General features: G+C 58.5%; 11 protein-coding genes and 2 tRNA genes. 4 read left to right on the plus strand and 9 right to left on the minus strand.

Annotation, left to right across the window (positions count from 1 at the left end; translation table 11 throughout):
- Window positions 1-397: 397 nt before the first annotated feature.
- From BPSY_RS02920 to BPSY_RS02940, 5 genes are all read right to left on the minus strand, one after another.
- Complete coding sequence (locus BPSY_RS02920) at window positions 398-1,414, minus strand: asparaginase (RefSeq protein ID WP_051921562.1); 1,017 nt, start codon at window positions 1,412-1,414, stop codon at window positions 398-400.
- A 126-nt stretch (window positions 1,415-1,540) separates the two neighbouring features.
- Window positions 1,541-2,953 carry an amino acid permease gene (locus BPSY_RS02925; RefSeq protein WP_051921564.1) on the minus strand — a complete coding sequence of 471 codons (1,413 nt, stop codon included), beginning with the start codon at window positions 2,951-2,953 and terminating at the stop codon, window positions 1,541-1,543.
- Between the two features lie 156 nt (window positions 2,954-3,109).
- Entirely contained in the window at window positions 3,110-4,255 is a 1,146-nt protein-coding gene (locus BPSY_RS02930; protein ID WP_033496863.1) for an amidohydrolase family protein, read from the minus strand.
- Window positions 4,256-4,267: 12 nt separating this feature from the next.
- Complete coding sequence (locus BPSY_RS02935; RefSeq protein ID WP_033496942.1) at window positions 4,268-5,629, minus strand: aminotransferase class III-fold pyridoxal phosphate-dependent enzyme; 1,362 nt, start codon at window positions 5,627-5,629, stop codon at window positions 4,268-4,270.
- Window positions 5,630-5,677: 48 nt separating this feature from the next.
- The gene (locus BPSY_RS02940) at window positions 5,678-7,036 is read right to left on the minus strand and encodes a type I glutamate--ammonia ligase (RefSeq protein WP_157809775.1); all 1,359 of its coding nucleotides are present in this window, start codon (window positions 7,034-7,036) and stop codon (window positions 5,678-5,680) included.
- A 127-nt stretch (window positions 7,037-7,163) separates the two neighbouring features.
- On the opposite strand from BPSY_RS02940, the gene BPSY_RS02945 reads away from it, so the two are divergent.
- Window positions 7,164-7,955, plus strand: coding sequence for a class II glutamine amidotransferase (locus tag BPSY_RS02945; RefSeq protein WP_081884168.1), 792 nt, complete (start codon window positions 7,164-7,166; stop codon window positions 7,953-7,955).
- Window positions 7,955-8,818 (plus strand): MurR/RpiR family transcriptional regulator, encoded by an 864-nt coding sequence (locus tag BPSY_RS02950; RefSeq protein ID WP_033496858.1) that lies wholly within the window; start codon window positions 7,955-7,957, stop codon window positions 8,816-8,818. Before BPSY_RS02945 ends, BPSY_RS02950 begins: the two co-directional genes overlap by 1 nt.
- Before the next feature lie 67 nt (window positions 8,819-8,885).
- Here BPSY_RS02950 and BPSY_RS02955 read toward each other — a convergent pair whose 3' ends face one another.
- Window positions 8,886-9,749 carry a LysR family transcriptional regulator gene (locus tag BPSY_RS02955; protein WP_033496940.1) on the minus strand — a complete coding sequence of 288 codons (864 nt, stop codon included), beginning with the start codon at window positions 9,747-9,749 and terminating at the stop codon, window positions 8,886-8,888.
- Between the two features lie 69 nt (window positions 9,750-9,818).
- Here BPSY_RS02955 and BPSY_RS02960 point away from each other — a divergent pair, with 69 nt between their 5' ends.
- Window positions 9,819-10,697: an EamA family transporter gene (locus tag BPSY_RS02960; protein WP_051921664.1), complete on the plus strand. Its 879-nt coding sequence runs from the start codon at window positions 9,819-9,821 to the stop codon at window positions 10,695-10,697.
- Window positions 10,698-11,191: 494 nt separating this feature from the next.
- A complete protein-coding gene (locus BPSY_RS02965) occupies window positions 11,192-12,097 on the plus strand; it encodes a hypothetical protein (RefSeq protein ID WP_156099238.1) in 906 nt (301 codons plus the stop codon).
- Here the strand turns inward: BPSY_RS02965 and BPSY_RS02970 are convergent.
- From BPSY_RS02970 to BPSY_RS02980, 3 genes are all read right to left on the minus strand, one after another.
- Complete coding sequence (locus BPSY_RS02970; protein WP_033496855.1) at window positions 12,084-12,368, minus strand: hypothetical protein; 285 nt, start codon at window positions 12,366-12,368, stop codon at window positions 12,084-12,086. The two genes, BPSY_RS02965 and BPSY_RS02970, sit on opposite strands and share 14 nt — an antisense overlap.
- A gap of 372 nt (window positions 12,369-12,740) precedes the next feature.
- A tRNA-Ala gene (locus BPSY_RS02975) sits at window positions 12,741-12,813 on the minus strand.
- Between the two features lie 28 nt (window positions 12,814-12,841).
- Window positions 12,842-12,915 (minus strand) — tRNA-Ile (locus BPSY_RS02980).
- Between the last annotated feature and the right edge of the window lie 59 nt (window positions 12,916-12,974).

Below are 12,974 nucleotides of genomic sequence, written 5' to 3' on the forward strand. Positions count from 1 at the left end.
TGGAACACCTTCCCCCTACAGTGCACACAACAACAGCATAGTTGATTGATCCGCCTGCAAGGAGAATGCTTCCATTGGGATTGGTGCGCTCTCCGTGCATGGTGTGAATGTACGGGCATGGGGAAACGGCGATCCGAAAACCTGGGATGGATGATGATTCGAAATATCGCGGGGGAGAATGGCCCCGGCGAAGAGAGAAGAAGGGGAAACCGGGGCCTGATAACAGTATGCAGGCGGTGTCTCCATGGAACGGGTGGAAAGGCATGGAGTTTGCTGGCAATTATGTGGCGAAGATATGAAGCCGAAGCATCAGGTCACTTTCCGGTCGTGCGCCTGAAACCCTCCGGGCCTTCCACGCCCCGGTGCGTCCGATCCCTGCGGTGAAGGGCATGGGTGTTTATGCCAGGCAGCGTCTGCGCAGTTCGTGGGCCAACGATTCGCCGTGGTAGCCGGCCTGGATAAGCACATGCAGCAGTATTCTGGTCTTCTCCGGCGAGAGCAGTCCTCCCGGAATCAGCCCGCCTTCGATCAGATCCGATTCGGATCCCGGATAGGCATAACTTCCGGTCGTGGTGACACCGTGCACCGGTTTGCGCACGAATGCGACGACCGTTCCCTGGCTTGCGAGTCTCTTCGCACTCTTCGCCGCACGCTCGGACAGCCGTCCGGCCCCGGCACCTGCGATGACGATCGCCTCGACCTGCGGTGTTCCCTGTGTGGCGAAGGCTTCGATCGCGCAGCCGTCGTCATCCAGCGTGGCGGTGATGACGGGGATGCGTACCTGCACATTCCGGTCGGGCGCGGGAAGAGGCGGGAAGTGAAAGGCCGGTGTGAGCACCTTGGTGACGCTTTCTGCATCCACGCGTGCGAGCGGTCCCCAGCCGGGGGAGGTGAAGGCGTTCACCCAGGTTGAGTCGGTTTTTTCGCAGAGCGTCGCGCTATGCACATGATCGGCGAAATAGATGAGTGTGCCGAGTCCGCGGAGAGAGCTTTCCGCGGCGCAACGTATCGCACCTGCGAGATTTCCGGGACCATCCGAACCGGCCACATCCGAGGGCCGCATGGCTCCGGTGAAAATCAGTGGCTCTTCACGGTCCCAGAGCAGACTGAGGAAAAACGCCGCTTCCGCCATGGTGTCCGAACCATGCGTCAGGACTACACCACAAGCCCCGTCATCCACTTCGTGACGGGCGAAATCCAGAGCATCCAGCAGAGTCGGTATGGTCATGGATGGCGATCCCACCAAGGCTATATCCCGTGTGCGCGTGCTGATACCGTATTTCTCTGCCAGGTCCCCGGTCTGGGACTCCACGCCCTGGGTGGGGATTGCCCCCTCGTCATCGGTGTTCGTCGTCATGGCGATCGTGCCGCCGAGGGCACCGACCGCCACCACGGTTTTCGAAGTGATTGCCATGATGGTCCTTTCCGTTTGCCCGGTGGAATGTGCGGGCGCAGCAGGTGGCCCAGGCATCGGCGGTGGTGTCGCGCACCTTCGTCCGGTGCCTGGGCCAGCAGGCTTATCTATCGCATCGTGTGTCGGCTACTCCACCAAGGTCTCCTGGATGGATGCCGTTTTCGCATAGGATTTCTTTCCGACGGCAAAATAGTACGCCGTTGCGATGATCAGCCAGATCACACCTGCGATGAGGGTGTTGCGTCCTGACTCGCTGAAGAGCTGGCCGACGTAGATCCCGATGATGAGTACGACCGCGACGATCTGCAGTACGCGGCCACCGGGGCTTCTCCACTTGAGTTTGCCGTCACGCTTGAGCGCGATCTTCCGCATACCGGGCTGGGAAAGGCAGATCATCAGCCAGGCGAAGAGGAAGCCGAATCCGGAGACCGAGGCGAGCCAGGTGTACGCGAAATCCTGGAAGAAGTAATAGAGCAGGGCTCCCACGAAAAGCATCAGGCAGCTGACCAGGATGGCGTTTACCGGGGCCTTGCTTTTGGCGTCGGTTTTGGCGAAGGCCTTCGGGAAGAAGCCATCCCTGCTCATGGAGAACATCATGCGGCTTGTCGCGTAGATGCCGGCGTCGATGCATGAAAGCGCCGCGATGAGGACCACGAAGTTCATGATGTTCGCCGCGGTGGGGCCGGCGATAAGGCTGGTGGCGTCGACGAAGGGGCTGGAGGAGACACCGGCCTTCTGCCAGGGGAGGATGCAGACGAGCACGAAGATGGACAGAACGAAGAGGACGAGTATGCGGATAAGGGTGGAACGCAGGGCCTTCGGAAGATCGCGCTCTGGTTTCTCGGATTCCTCGGCTGCCGTTCCGATCGCTTCGGTACCGCCGAAGGAGAACATCACGATCATCATCGCGGTGACGATTCCCGCTATTCCGGTGGGGGCGAATCCACCCTGCGAGGTGAGATTCGAGAATGAGACATTATGGACGGGCGTGAAACCGAATAGCACCACGCAGCCGCCGACGATGAAGACAGCCAAGGCGATGACCTTGATGAGTGAGAGCCAGAATTCCAGCTCGCCGAAGAACTTCACCCCGATCAGGTTGACCACCGTCATCAGGGCGGCGACCGCCAGCGCAAAGCCCCAGATCGGAACCTGCGGGAACCAGACGTTCAGGAAGGTGCCTGCCGCGATGCTTTCCGAGGCCGGGCCGATCAGGAAGGCCAGCCAGTACGTCCAGCCCGTCAGGAATCCGGGCAGAGGCCCGAGCGACATATGCGCGTATTTCTGGAAGGATCCTGCCACGGGTGTGCTTACAGCCATTTCGGTAAGCAGCACCATGACCAGGAAGGTGATGATGCCTCCGAAGAGGTACGAGAGCACGACTGCGGGGCCTGCGGTGTTTACTGTGGATCCGGCTCCCAGAAAGAATCCCGCTCCGATGACTCCGCCGACCGCGAGCATGGTGACGTGACGGCTTTTGAGATCCTTTGCCAGGCCGTTGCCGGAACTGTCTTCCTTCACGGTGGGTTGAGTGTCCATTACTTCTCCATTCACTGGTTCCGAGGGCCTGGCCTTGATGAGCGCGGTGACGTTGCGCGGCCTCACATGTGGGTGAGCAGGCTAATGAACAGCATGCCGAGCAAATATGTCATATTTGTTACGTATTGAGTAAATAAATATTAAAAATTAGATTTGTTACATATCCTGTGTGCTGAGACCGTACAGGCGTGATGCATTCCCGGATGCGATCATATCGGCCACCCGTAAGGCGTCATCAGGAAGCCATGAATCGGATTCGACCCATGTGCACAGCAAAGAGCACAGGGCTTCGCGGAAAACCACGGCGCCGAGGTAATGGAGTTCGGGCAGCCCCCAGGCATCGGAGGAATACAGCAGACGGGAAAACGGACAGAGCTCCATGGCCCGGCGCAGGGAGTCAACGGCCTGGATGCCGGTGAGATACATGGTCAACCCAACATCCATATAGACGTTGGTGAAGTTCTGGCACAGGTAGCCGCATTCCCGCTCAAAGGGCCAGCAATGCAGCAGGGCGATCGGCACCCTGCGTCGCTCGGCCTCGATGAGCAGGGAACGCAGATCAAGGGGATTGCTATGACGCAGATCGACGTCCCTGTCGCCGATGCCGACGTGGAACTGGATGGGCAGTTCGTATCGCATGGCCTCATGGATGATGAAACTGGTGATGATGGGATTCTGCACATGGGAGCGTGCGGTGGCATCCATGGCCATAACCGCATCGGCTACGTCGGTATCCGAAGGCGCCTGCCAATCGATGTCGAAACCGCAGCGGTATGCACAGATTGATTTGAAGCCGACGCAGCCCACCGACTGCACGGCCAGTTCGGAGCGGAAAGTCTCCGGGAAACCCCCCGCCTCCGCGGTGCTCGCCAACACCGTCTCCGCTAGGCTCTCGAGGCGGAGCAGTCGCCGGACCCTGCCCTGTGAGCGGTGCGAGAACTCGTCAAGGGAGATGAGTTCCTTCCCGCCCCAACCGGGGTCGATGATCCAATCGCTCACCCCGGCGTTCCCAAGCATCCGTGCGTCGATTTCGGCTTCCGGCATGTGCTCACGCAGCTTCACGTACTCGTCGATCCGGCATCGGGAGCCGAAGAGCAACGGGGAGCAGTGACGAAGCAGCGAGAAACCGGCCTGGCTGTCGAAACGGCTCTGACCCTCGCCCAGAGGTCCGGCTGATTCGCAGATAAGCTTTTCAAGACGTTCATACGATGGTTTTTCGGCCAGACAGCTGTGAACATGATGGTCGATGAGCGGCATCGAGTCGATGTGTTCGCGAATGACTTCCAATGAGTGCCGTGCCACAGTCTTCTCCCTTCACCAACCGCCGAAGCCGGCGATGTCGTCATCGCCGACCATGCCCGCGCTGACGTCCCCTATCGCCTGAAGCACCCCTGAGAGACCGAGTCGCAAGGTCTGCTCGTCGATGTTCAGCGCCGGCGTGATCTCCAGGACGTGTCCGCCGACATAGTACACAACCACACCGAGCTGATGTGCCCTGAAACAGACCTTCTCCGCGAATCGTTCGGAGTCCTGCCGCGTGCCATCGCTGAGTTCGATCGCCATGCTCAAACCCCGCCCACGCACCTCGACGATGTGATTCTTCACGGCTGCATCCCCGTTGCGTACGGATTCATCGCAATATCGCCGTGCCTCCTCACCTTTCCTCAGCGCTTGTTCGGCCAGCCCTTCCTCGGTCAGAATGTCAAGCAGACACACGGCCGCGGCCGAGCAGACGGGATTTCCTCCCATGGTGAGCAGGGACGATCCAGGTACGCAATCGAGTATCGCAGCAGGCCCGACGATTGCGGAGATAGGCAGACCCCCTCCGAGGGCCTTGCCGAATGTCACGATATCCGGATGGATGCCCTCGTACTGGTAGGCATGGAGCATGCCCGAACGGCCGAGGCCGACCTTCACCTCGTCACAGATCATCGGTACATCGAAGCGGTCGCACAGCTCCCGAAGCCCGGACAGGAATCCGAGCGGTGGGATGATCATGCCTCCATCCGAAAGAATGGCCTCGACGATAAGACAGCAGACATCCCCCTTGCCCAAGGCCTGCCGCGCGCTCTCGATGCAATACGCAAGCTCCTCCTCCGGCGTGGCCAAGTCGGCATGCGGATGACCGGCATCAGGGTACGGAAGGAAGGTGACACAGGAATCGGGTCGTGCGCCGCCTTCGACCTGTACTCCGGAAAGACCCAAGGCCTCGCCGAGCCCACCATGATAGCTGTGTTCGAAGGCCAGGACGCGGCGTCCTCCTCCGTGCTCTTCGCTCGCCCTGCGGCACAGTCTCAGCGCGATGTCGTTGGCATCGGAGCCGCTGTGGCCGAAATAGACGCGACGGTCATCGTTCGTGGTGCCATACCCCACGGAGTCCGTGAGCTCGAGGAGCCGTTCCGCGGCGAGCAGGGTCTGTTCGTTGATGATGGAACCGATTCCCATACCGGGGCAGTTGCCGAGACAATCATGGACCGCCCGTTGGATGCGGGGATCCGAATATCCGATGGCCGCAGCCGTCCAGGTAGCGGAGAGGTCGATGAACTCCTCGCCTTGGGGGCCGAACAGTATGGACCCGCGTCCTCCGCTCATCGCCTGGGTGAAGAAGCGAACCTTCTGCGCCGCCGCGATGTCACGCGTGTCCCGTGCGATCAGTTCATCCGCCGAAGCCGTCATGATCATTCCTTCCGTGGTCTGTCCCGGAGCCTGCGCGACCGCGAATCGTCACCAGACGAATCGCATCGTTCTGGCGATCTCCTCGGGTGTGCTGTCCTTATAGGTCGATGACATCAGATTCCTGATGGACAAGGCTGCGTCCACCACTTCCTGCCCCAGTAGCTCCACTGCGAATCGCGAGGAGCGCAGTGAATCGGTGACGGCGTCGTAGGTGCCCGGCAAAGCCTTGACCCGTCGTTCCTCAAGTTCGGAGTCGCTGAGCAGAGCGGGATCGACGGTCGTCTCCTTCGCGAGTTCGAATCGATGATCGATGCCGTCCAGGGCAGAAGCGAGGATGCAGGACATCGCGTAATACGGATTGGCCGAAAGATCCGCACATTTCAGCTCGACATTCGCGCCCAGGGGGTTGCCGCGCGTCGCGGCGCAGAAACGGATCGCAGCCTCCCTGTTTTCAAGGCCCCAGCATGCGGCGGCTCCGGACCATGAATCAGGGGAGAGTCGGAGTTGCGAGACCGGCGACCCGGAGTATATGGCGCTGAGCTCCACGATGTGCTCGTGGATGCCGGCGATGGCCTGGGCCCCTTCCTGTGTGAGGCCGTGAGGGCCATCGCCACCGGAGAAGATAGGGGTGCCGTCGCTGAAATGCGTCATTGAGAAGTGTATGTGGCCCCCATTGCCGGTGAGGTCCACGAAGGGTTTGGGAGAGAAGCTTACCGACATCCCCAGCTGACGTGCGACGCTTTTGATGATGAGCTTGGTCAGCACCGCCTGATCGGCCGCCTGTGTGGGGGATACCGGTGCGGTCGACACCTCAAGCTGGCATTTGTCGTATTCGCAGTGCATCTGTTCAAGGGGGATCCCGGATTCGGCGCATTGCCTTTGGACCATTGCGAAGAAGCGTTCACGTTCCATGAAGCTTTCGGTGCCATAGGCATCCCAGGGCATATTCGCGAGGGACGAGGAATCCGGTGCGTCCTTGACGGAAGCGTCGAGCAGGTAGAACTCGAATTCGCAGCCGAACAGCGCCTGATACCCCGATTCGTGGGCTCTGCGTTCCAGTCTCATCAACAGGGAACGTGGACAGAAGGGGGAGATCTCGCCGTCCTGCGAGGTCAGGATGGTCGGTGCCCAGATGGCGATGTCGTCCAGCGGACGCTTCATCGCCGGATCTATGTGCAACCGCCAATCGCCGACGACGCTGATCGATGGGGTGAACGCGATCTGGCTGTCCGGGCAGAAGACCGTCCAGGTTGGCGATGCGCCCATCCCGGATCGGGCGAAGGTCGATTCGCGTGACGCCGGCACCGCCTTCGAACGGACGACCCCATCCAGTCCGACGAAGCTGCCGAGCAGCATGCGTCCCGCACTTTGTGGTTTGCCTGTTCCGAGCAATGTTGTGTTTTCCATACCCATACTGTGACCCCACCGTGTGTCAGATTTGTTACAGAAATTCGAATATATTGTTTTTTGTAATGCTTATAATTATCGGGTTCTCGGGGGATCCGTCATATTCAAGAGGAAGTGAAGCGTTCTTATGTGCCGTCTGTTAGCTACTGTGTCCGCCAGGGCAACAACCATCGAAGAGGTTCTCGGGGATACCGGGTTGCGGGAATTCAGCCGACTCAGTGAATTCCACGACGATGGTTGGGGCGCGGCGCGGCTTGATGAGCGAGGGGACATCGAGACGCGCACATCCATAACGAAGGCGGACGCCGATCCTGACTTCGAACGATACACCACGAGCGACCGCGCCACCGAACACCTGCTGCACCTTCGCTGGGCAAGCGCCGGGATGGGGACGGTCGCCAGGAATTCGCACCCGTTCAGGCGTGAGGGCTACGCATTCATGCATAACGGCAACATCGCGGCTCCCCGGCTTCTTGACGAACTGCTCGACGAGGATTCGCGCGCGGGGGTCCGTGGCGGCACCGACTCCGAGCGCTTCTTCGCATACATCATGCAATGCTGCCGGAACTCCTCCTCCGTCGAGCAGGGCATCATCGCGGCGGTCAAAGACATCCGTGAGGCCTTCCCGGGGCGCAGCCTCAACTCCTTCCTGATGCACGACGGCAGCATCTATGTCATCAACTGCCACGCGGGCGCGCACCTCGATCTCAGCGCTTATCCGGAGCGGGTGGGGCATACGCCCTGGCAGCACGATGAGACCCACTATCTCGACCTGCTGGTCTCCCGCAAAGAGGGATCGATCGCCGTGGCCTCAACCGGAATGCGCCATGGTGAATGGGAAAAACTGCCCGAGGAGAGTATCTTTAAGCTCAATAAGGAAGATGAAGCACCTTCGATCCGAACCATTTGGGAAGGGTAATGAACGACCCCAGCAGCACATCAACGGTGGTGGAAAGCATCAAGTCGGCGTTCTCCGGATTGTCCAACGCCGAACGTCTTGTCGCCCGCAGCATCCTGTCCGATTACCCGGCCTCCTGTCTGGGGCCTGTAGCCGTAATCGCCAAGAACGCCGGTGTCTCCGCACCTTCAGTGGTGCGCTTCGCGAAATCGCTGGGATACTCCTCATATATCGAATTCAGGGATGCCGTTCTTTCGGAGCTCGCACAACAGAGCAAAGGACCGCTCGACCGTGCACGACAGTTGAAGGTGGATGGCGACCTCCCGCGAGTACGGGAGAAGATGGAGATCCTGCTCTCCACGGCCACACGTAATCTCGCAGCGATACCCGACACTGAATGGGACGGTCTCGCCACGATGCTCGCCGACACCGGGAAGAACATATTCGTGGCTGGTGGACGCTTCAGCACCGCCGTGGCGCGCATCCTTGCACTGAATCTTCAGCTGCTGCGGCCCGGGGTGATCCTGCTCGATGATCTGGACCAACGCGACAAGGGCATCCTGCTCGATATGAACCGCAAGTCGGTGCTGGTGGTCTTCGACTTCTATCGCTACCAGAAGTCGGTTATCAAAGCCGCGCACGTGGCCAGGCAGAAAGGCGCCACGATCGTCCTCATTTCGGATGGGGATATTTCTCCGATCAGCGCGGACGCTTCGATAGTGCTGCCGGTCTCCACAACGAGTTTTCTGCCGATGAGCGGTCTTTCCACCGCGACCACCATCATCGAGATACTGCTTGGGGATGTATACGCGAAAATCGGTAAGGACGCGAGCACCCATCTTGCCCAATGGGAGCTTTTCACCGGTGACGAGACGCTGCAATGAGAAGGTCCGCCGCCCGATAACGGCCATAGCTGAAGCAGTGAAGCCGACTCGCCATGATGGGCATCAATCACTGCCCCGGGTTCTGGTAGAGATCGGTGCACAGATCCACAAGGGTGGGAATGGCCGGATGCGGATCGTCTTTGTGCCAGGCGAGGGCGACCGGGATTCGTGGGCCGTCGCTGATGGGTCGGTAGACGACGCCCGGTCTCGGGTAGTGGGCCGCGGTTGCTTCAGCGGTGGTGCCGACACCGTCGCCGGCTGCGATGGCGTCAAGCCATTCGTCCACATCGCCGGTCTGTCGAGTCGCCCGCGGTTGGTGTTCCGCGGGCCATAGGCTGGTCTGGGTGGTACCGGTACGAGCATCGATGAGCACCGTACGTTCGGTGATTTCGGCCATGCGCAGGCTGCGCCGCCGTCTCCAAGAGTCGTCGGCGGCGAAAGCTACCAATCTACGTTCGAGGCCTACCACGGCAGAGTCGAAATCGATGTTGTTGACGGGCACTCGCAGGATCGCCACATCGCAAAAGCCCTCGGCAAGTCCCGAAGTGTGCGTGTTGCAGCGCACCAGAGTGAGATGGATGTCGGGATGTTCCGCCGCCCACTGACGTTGAAGAGGCACGGTGCGGGCGCCGATCGCCGCCCATGCGTAGCCGACGCGGATAGTTGTCTTGCCGGTGGCCGCGATCGCGATGATCGCATCGGCATCCTCCAGCACCCGGCGCGCCTGTGTGACGATGGACTGGCCCACCCGAGTCGGTACGCTGCTGCGCGGTCCACGTCGCATTAGCGTGAGACCGAGATCATGTTCCAAGGCCTTGACGCTGCGCGAAACCGCCGCCTGAGACATTCGTAGTTCGATGGCCGCATCGGTGAACGTCCCGGTGTCTGCGACCGCAACCAAGGCGCGAAGCTGCGCGAGATCAAATGCCATAACCAAATGGTATCGCAGTGCCACAATATGCATTTTGCGTATCAGAGTGCGCTCAGTAGCGTCGCTTGTATGACTGCAGAAATCCGGAATCCGTCCACCAAGCACAAACTCATCGGCGTATCCACGCTGCTGGCGAGTGCGCTCTCCAACCAGGTCGGCGCAGCCCTCGGTGCACTTGCCTTCCCTGTGATCGGCACGCTCGGTGTGGTATCAATACGCCAACTCATCGCTGCCGGAGTGCTTGTTGGCATCGCGAGACCGCGATTCCGTACCCTAACTCGGGCGCAGTGGTGGCCGATACTCTTGTTGGGAGCGGTGTTCGGAATGATGAACATCTGCCTGTACGCCGCTATCGACCGACTCGGCCTCGCCTTGGCCGTCACCCTCGAATTCCTCGGTCCTCTCGGCGTAGCTATGGCCATGTCGAGGCGGTGGCTCGACGCCGTCTGTGGCATCATCGCCCTCGCTGGCGTGGTGCTGCTGACCGACCCCCAACCGTCGAGCGATTTCACCGGTATCGCACTCGGATTGGCTGCCGCCGGTGCGTGGGCGGCCTATATCCTTCTTAACCGCGTCGTCGGCGCTCGGGTACCGGGGTTGAGAGGCACGTCCGCAGCGGCCACCGTCTCTGCCATACTATGGACACCCATAGCTTTGGTCGTCCTAGTGTCAATCAACTGGGTCGCATCAGTTTCCTCGTTGCTGCTCGGCCTCGCCTGCGGAGTGCTCTCCTCCGCCGTCCCATACATTGCCGATCTCATCACCTTGCGCCGACTGCCGCCTGCCTTGTTCGGCGTGCTCATGAGCATCAACCCCGTCTATGCTGCCCTCGTAGGACTTATCATCCTCCATCAGCGGCTTGCGGCCAACGAATGGGCGGGTATCGCTGTAATCGTTGCAGTCAACGCACTTATCACCGTCATTCCGGGCCGCCAGCATCGCCGCTGACTCCCAACGAAGTCACGGGGTTCTATATGGAGTGGAAGCGCATATGCGGCAGCAGACTGAAGAAAAGGGAAATCAAACCAATCAGGCCAGGGGTTTGAGCAACGATCATCTGGTGGAGCTAGCCGGGTTCGAACCGGCGACACTCTGCTTTGTTTAACCGGATTGTGGATGGATCCGATAGCTAACGGATGATACTGAAAGCGTTGAGATATAAGTAAATCTACGCAAGCGTGACACCTAGTGGAATTGGCAGAAACATGCGAAAACTTGAGGTCATCGTGTCTGGATCGTGTGTGTGGGGATGTCTGTTTGGGAGTGTAGAAATTATAGATAGAGGGTTTTGGATTACACAATCTAGCATTCTCTGCAGGTCATTGTTACCTTTGTCCGGATCATTGAGAGATTGCTTTGTCTGGGTTTTCCAGGACAGGGGTTACTGAGTACTCCTTTGTGTGCTTTTGTTAAATCGAGACAGGTTCATCATGCTGCAGTTTATGAAAGATTATTCAGGGCTACTCACGAGCTTCCTTAATTTATTTATTGCCCTGTTGAGCGTGGGTACGGCATTGAGACTAGCGCTAAAAGGGCATGTATCTAAGAGCCTAGGAGCCCGCGCGTGTGAGGCGGTGAAGGAGCTGGGCGATTTGGATAAAGTCGATGCCGCTCTCTTCCAAGGGAAGAAGCGGATAGTCGTCGATCGGGAACGCTCACGATTGGAAGATGAAATTGCCCAGGGTTTCGCCTATAGACAATTTAAAATCTATTTTAGAAAGCATATATCAGAGGCAAATAAAGAGTTGAGAGTGCAGCAGCGGTCACTCGATTTTATGTGGTGGTTGGTCGTTGGGTTCTTTGTCCCGATACCCTTTATGAGTATTTTCCCTCTATTGGCTGACATATCTCAGGGTCCTGGCAACTTTCCGGAGACGGGGGGCATCAAAGTGCTTTTTCTGCTGGCCGGTTCATCGTTCCTCTTAGTTTTCTCAAGCACTTTTGTTAATTTGTTGTGGCAGGAGAAGGTCATTAGGTTAGGTTTTGATAAGTTCATTGCGGCTCAGGTTAATCTAAGCAATCCTGAGCGGACGGGTAGCGTTTTGTATGACAGAAAAGCCTTCGAGCAGTTGGAGCGGTATTGCATCGATCATAAAAGGCATGCTTGGGTCTATAGGATTCCCGGTTTATTGACGGGGACGAGTTTTGTAGTTGCTGTTATTCTTGTCGCTTTCGCGAAGGCGGGTGGTGGTAGGTTTTCAACCATCATGGGTGTTGGATTGGTGTTGTATCTGTTCTTTTTGTTGCTTATTCTCGTGGAAATGATTGTCTACTTTGTGTGGCAATTTTTTGGGAACGATCCTTATCGTTTCAGCAAAAAACAGTTTGAAGATATCAAAGTGAGGTAAGTGGTTTCTTGATCGTAGCCTGACTCATGTTCCAGGTGTTTCCGGTGGTTTTGATGTATCTGCCGTGGTTGAAGAATTCGATGTTTTTGTTTTGTAGCTGGGCTCTGGTGGAGTGCGCGAAGATGTGCGTGCCTTCCCTGGAGATGCTGATTTCCTGGTAGGTCCATTGTTCGCTGATGCCGTCGATGACCTGTCGGGCGAGGAGGCTGGTGAGTTGTCCGTCGTGCAGGCAGTGGTCGAAGTCCCAGCAGGCGAAGCGGTGACCGAGCATGAAGCTGTAGCCGGCCCCCGGTCTGCATGTTCGAGAAGGTGTGCTGGGATCGGTGTTGGATACCGGGTACCGTGTGGGGCCTGTGAGAGGGGCGTAACTGGGCTTTGTGTCTACATGTTGGGATACACGTATGCGGGCGCATAGCGATAGCCAACGGTGCCGACGTCAAGATCCCGCAAGCCCAGTTGGGGCATGCCATCGCCACCGAGACATTGAACGTCTACAGCGCACCGTGGCCCGAGCGATTGGGTGAGGTAGCAAGTGCTGTAAATAACGAGAGGTCTGCCGCAATCGTGTCTAATCGTGTGCAGAATTGGGATGGACAGAAATAAGAAAACCCTCGGAAAGCTACTGTTTCCAAGGGAAGAACTGTGGAGCTAGCCGGGTTCGAACCGGCGACCCTCTGCTTGCAAAGCAGATGCGCTACCAGCTGCGCCATAGCCCCGAAATACTGAATTGCGGAAAATCTCGCGTGGGCCCGGGAGGACTTGAACCTCCGACCTCATCCTTATCAGGGATGCGCTCTAACCACCTGAGCTACGGGCCCATTCACGCATGACTGGAAAATCACACGACTGCCCACAATAGTGGTACTCGCTGGAGAAG

It is taken from the genome of Bifidobacterium psychraerophilum (genome assembly GCF_000741705.1).
Lineage (GTDB): Bacteria > Actinomycetota > Actinomycetes > Actinomycetales > Bifidobacteriaceae > Bombiscardovia > Bombiscardovia psychraerophila.

Bases quoted from the DNA above. Each gene is read 5' to 3' on its own strand.
- BPSY_RS02925 (WP_051921564.1), bottom strand. From the start codon at position 2,953: ATGGACACTCAACCCACCGTGAAGGAAGACAGTTCCGGCAACGGCCTG.
- BPSY_RS02955 (WP_033496940.1), bottom strand. From the start codon at position 9,749: ATGGCATTTGATCTCGCGCAGCTTCGCGCCTTGGTTGCGGTCGCAGAC.
- BPSY_RS02960 (WP_051921664.1), top strand. From the start codon at position 9,819: ATGACTGCAGAAATCCGGAATCCGTCCACCAAGCACAAACTCATCGGC.
- BPSY_RS02920 (WP_051921562.1), bottom strand. From the start codon at position 1,414: ATGGCAATCACTTCGAAAACCGTGGTGGCGGTCGGTGCCCTCGGCGGC.
- BPSY_RS02940 (WP_157809775.1), bottom strand. From the start codon at position 7,036: ATGGAAAACACAACATTGCTCGGAACAGGCAAACCACAAAGTGCGGGA.
- BPSY_RS02935 (WP_033496942.1), bottom strand. From the start codon at position 5,629: ATGACGGCTTCGGCGGATGAACTGATCGCACGGGACACGCGTGACATC.
- BPSY_RS02970 (WP_033496855.1), bottom strand. From the start codon at position 12,368: ATGCTCGGTCACCGCTTCGCCTGCTGGGACTTCGACCACTGCCTGCAC.
- BPSY_RS02945 (WP_081884168.1), top strand. From the start codon at position 7,164: ATGTGCCGTCTGTTAGCTACTGTGTCCGCCAGGGCAACAACCATCGAA.
- BPSY_RS02965 (WP_156099238.1), top strand. From the start codon at position 11,192: ATGAAAGATTATTCAGGGCTACTCACGAGCTTCCTTAATTTATTTATT.
- BPSY_RS02950 (WP_033496858.1), top strand. From the start codon at position 7,955: ATGAACGACCCCAGCAGCACATCAACGGTGGTGGAAAGCATCAAGTCG.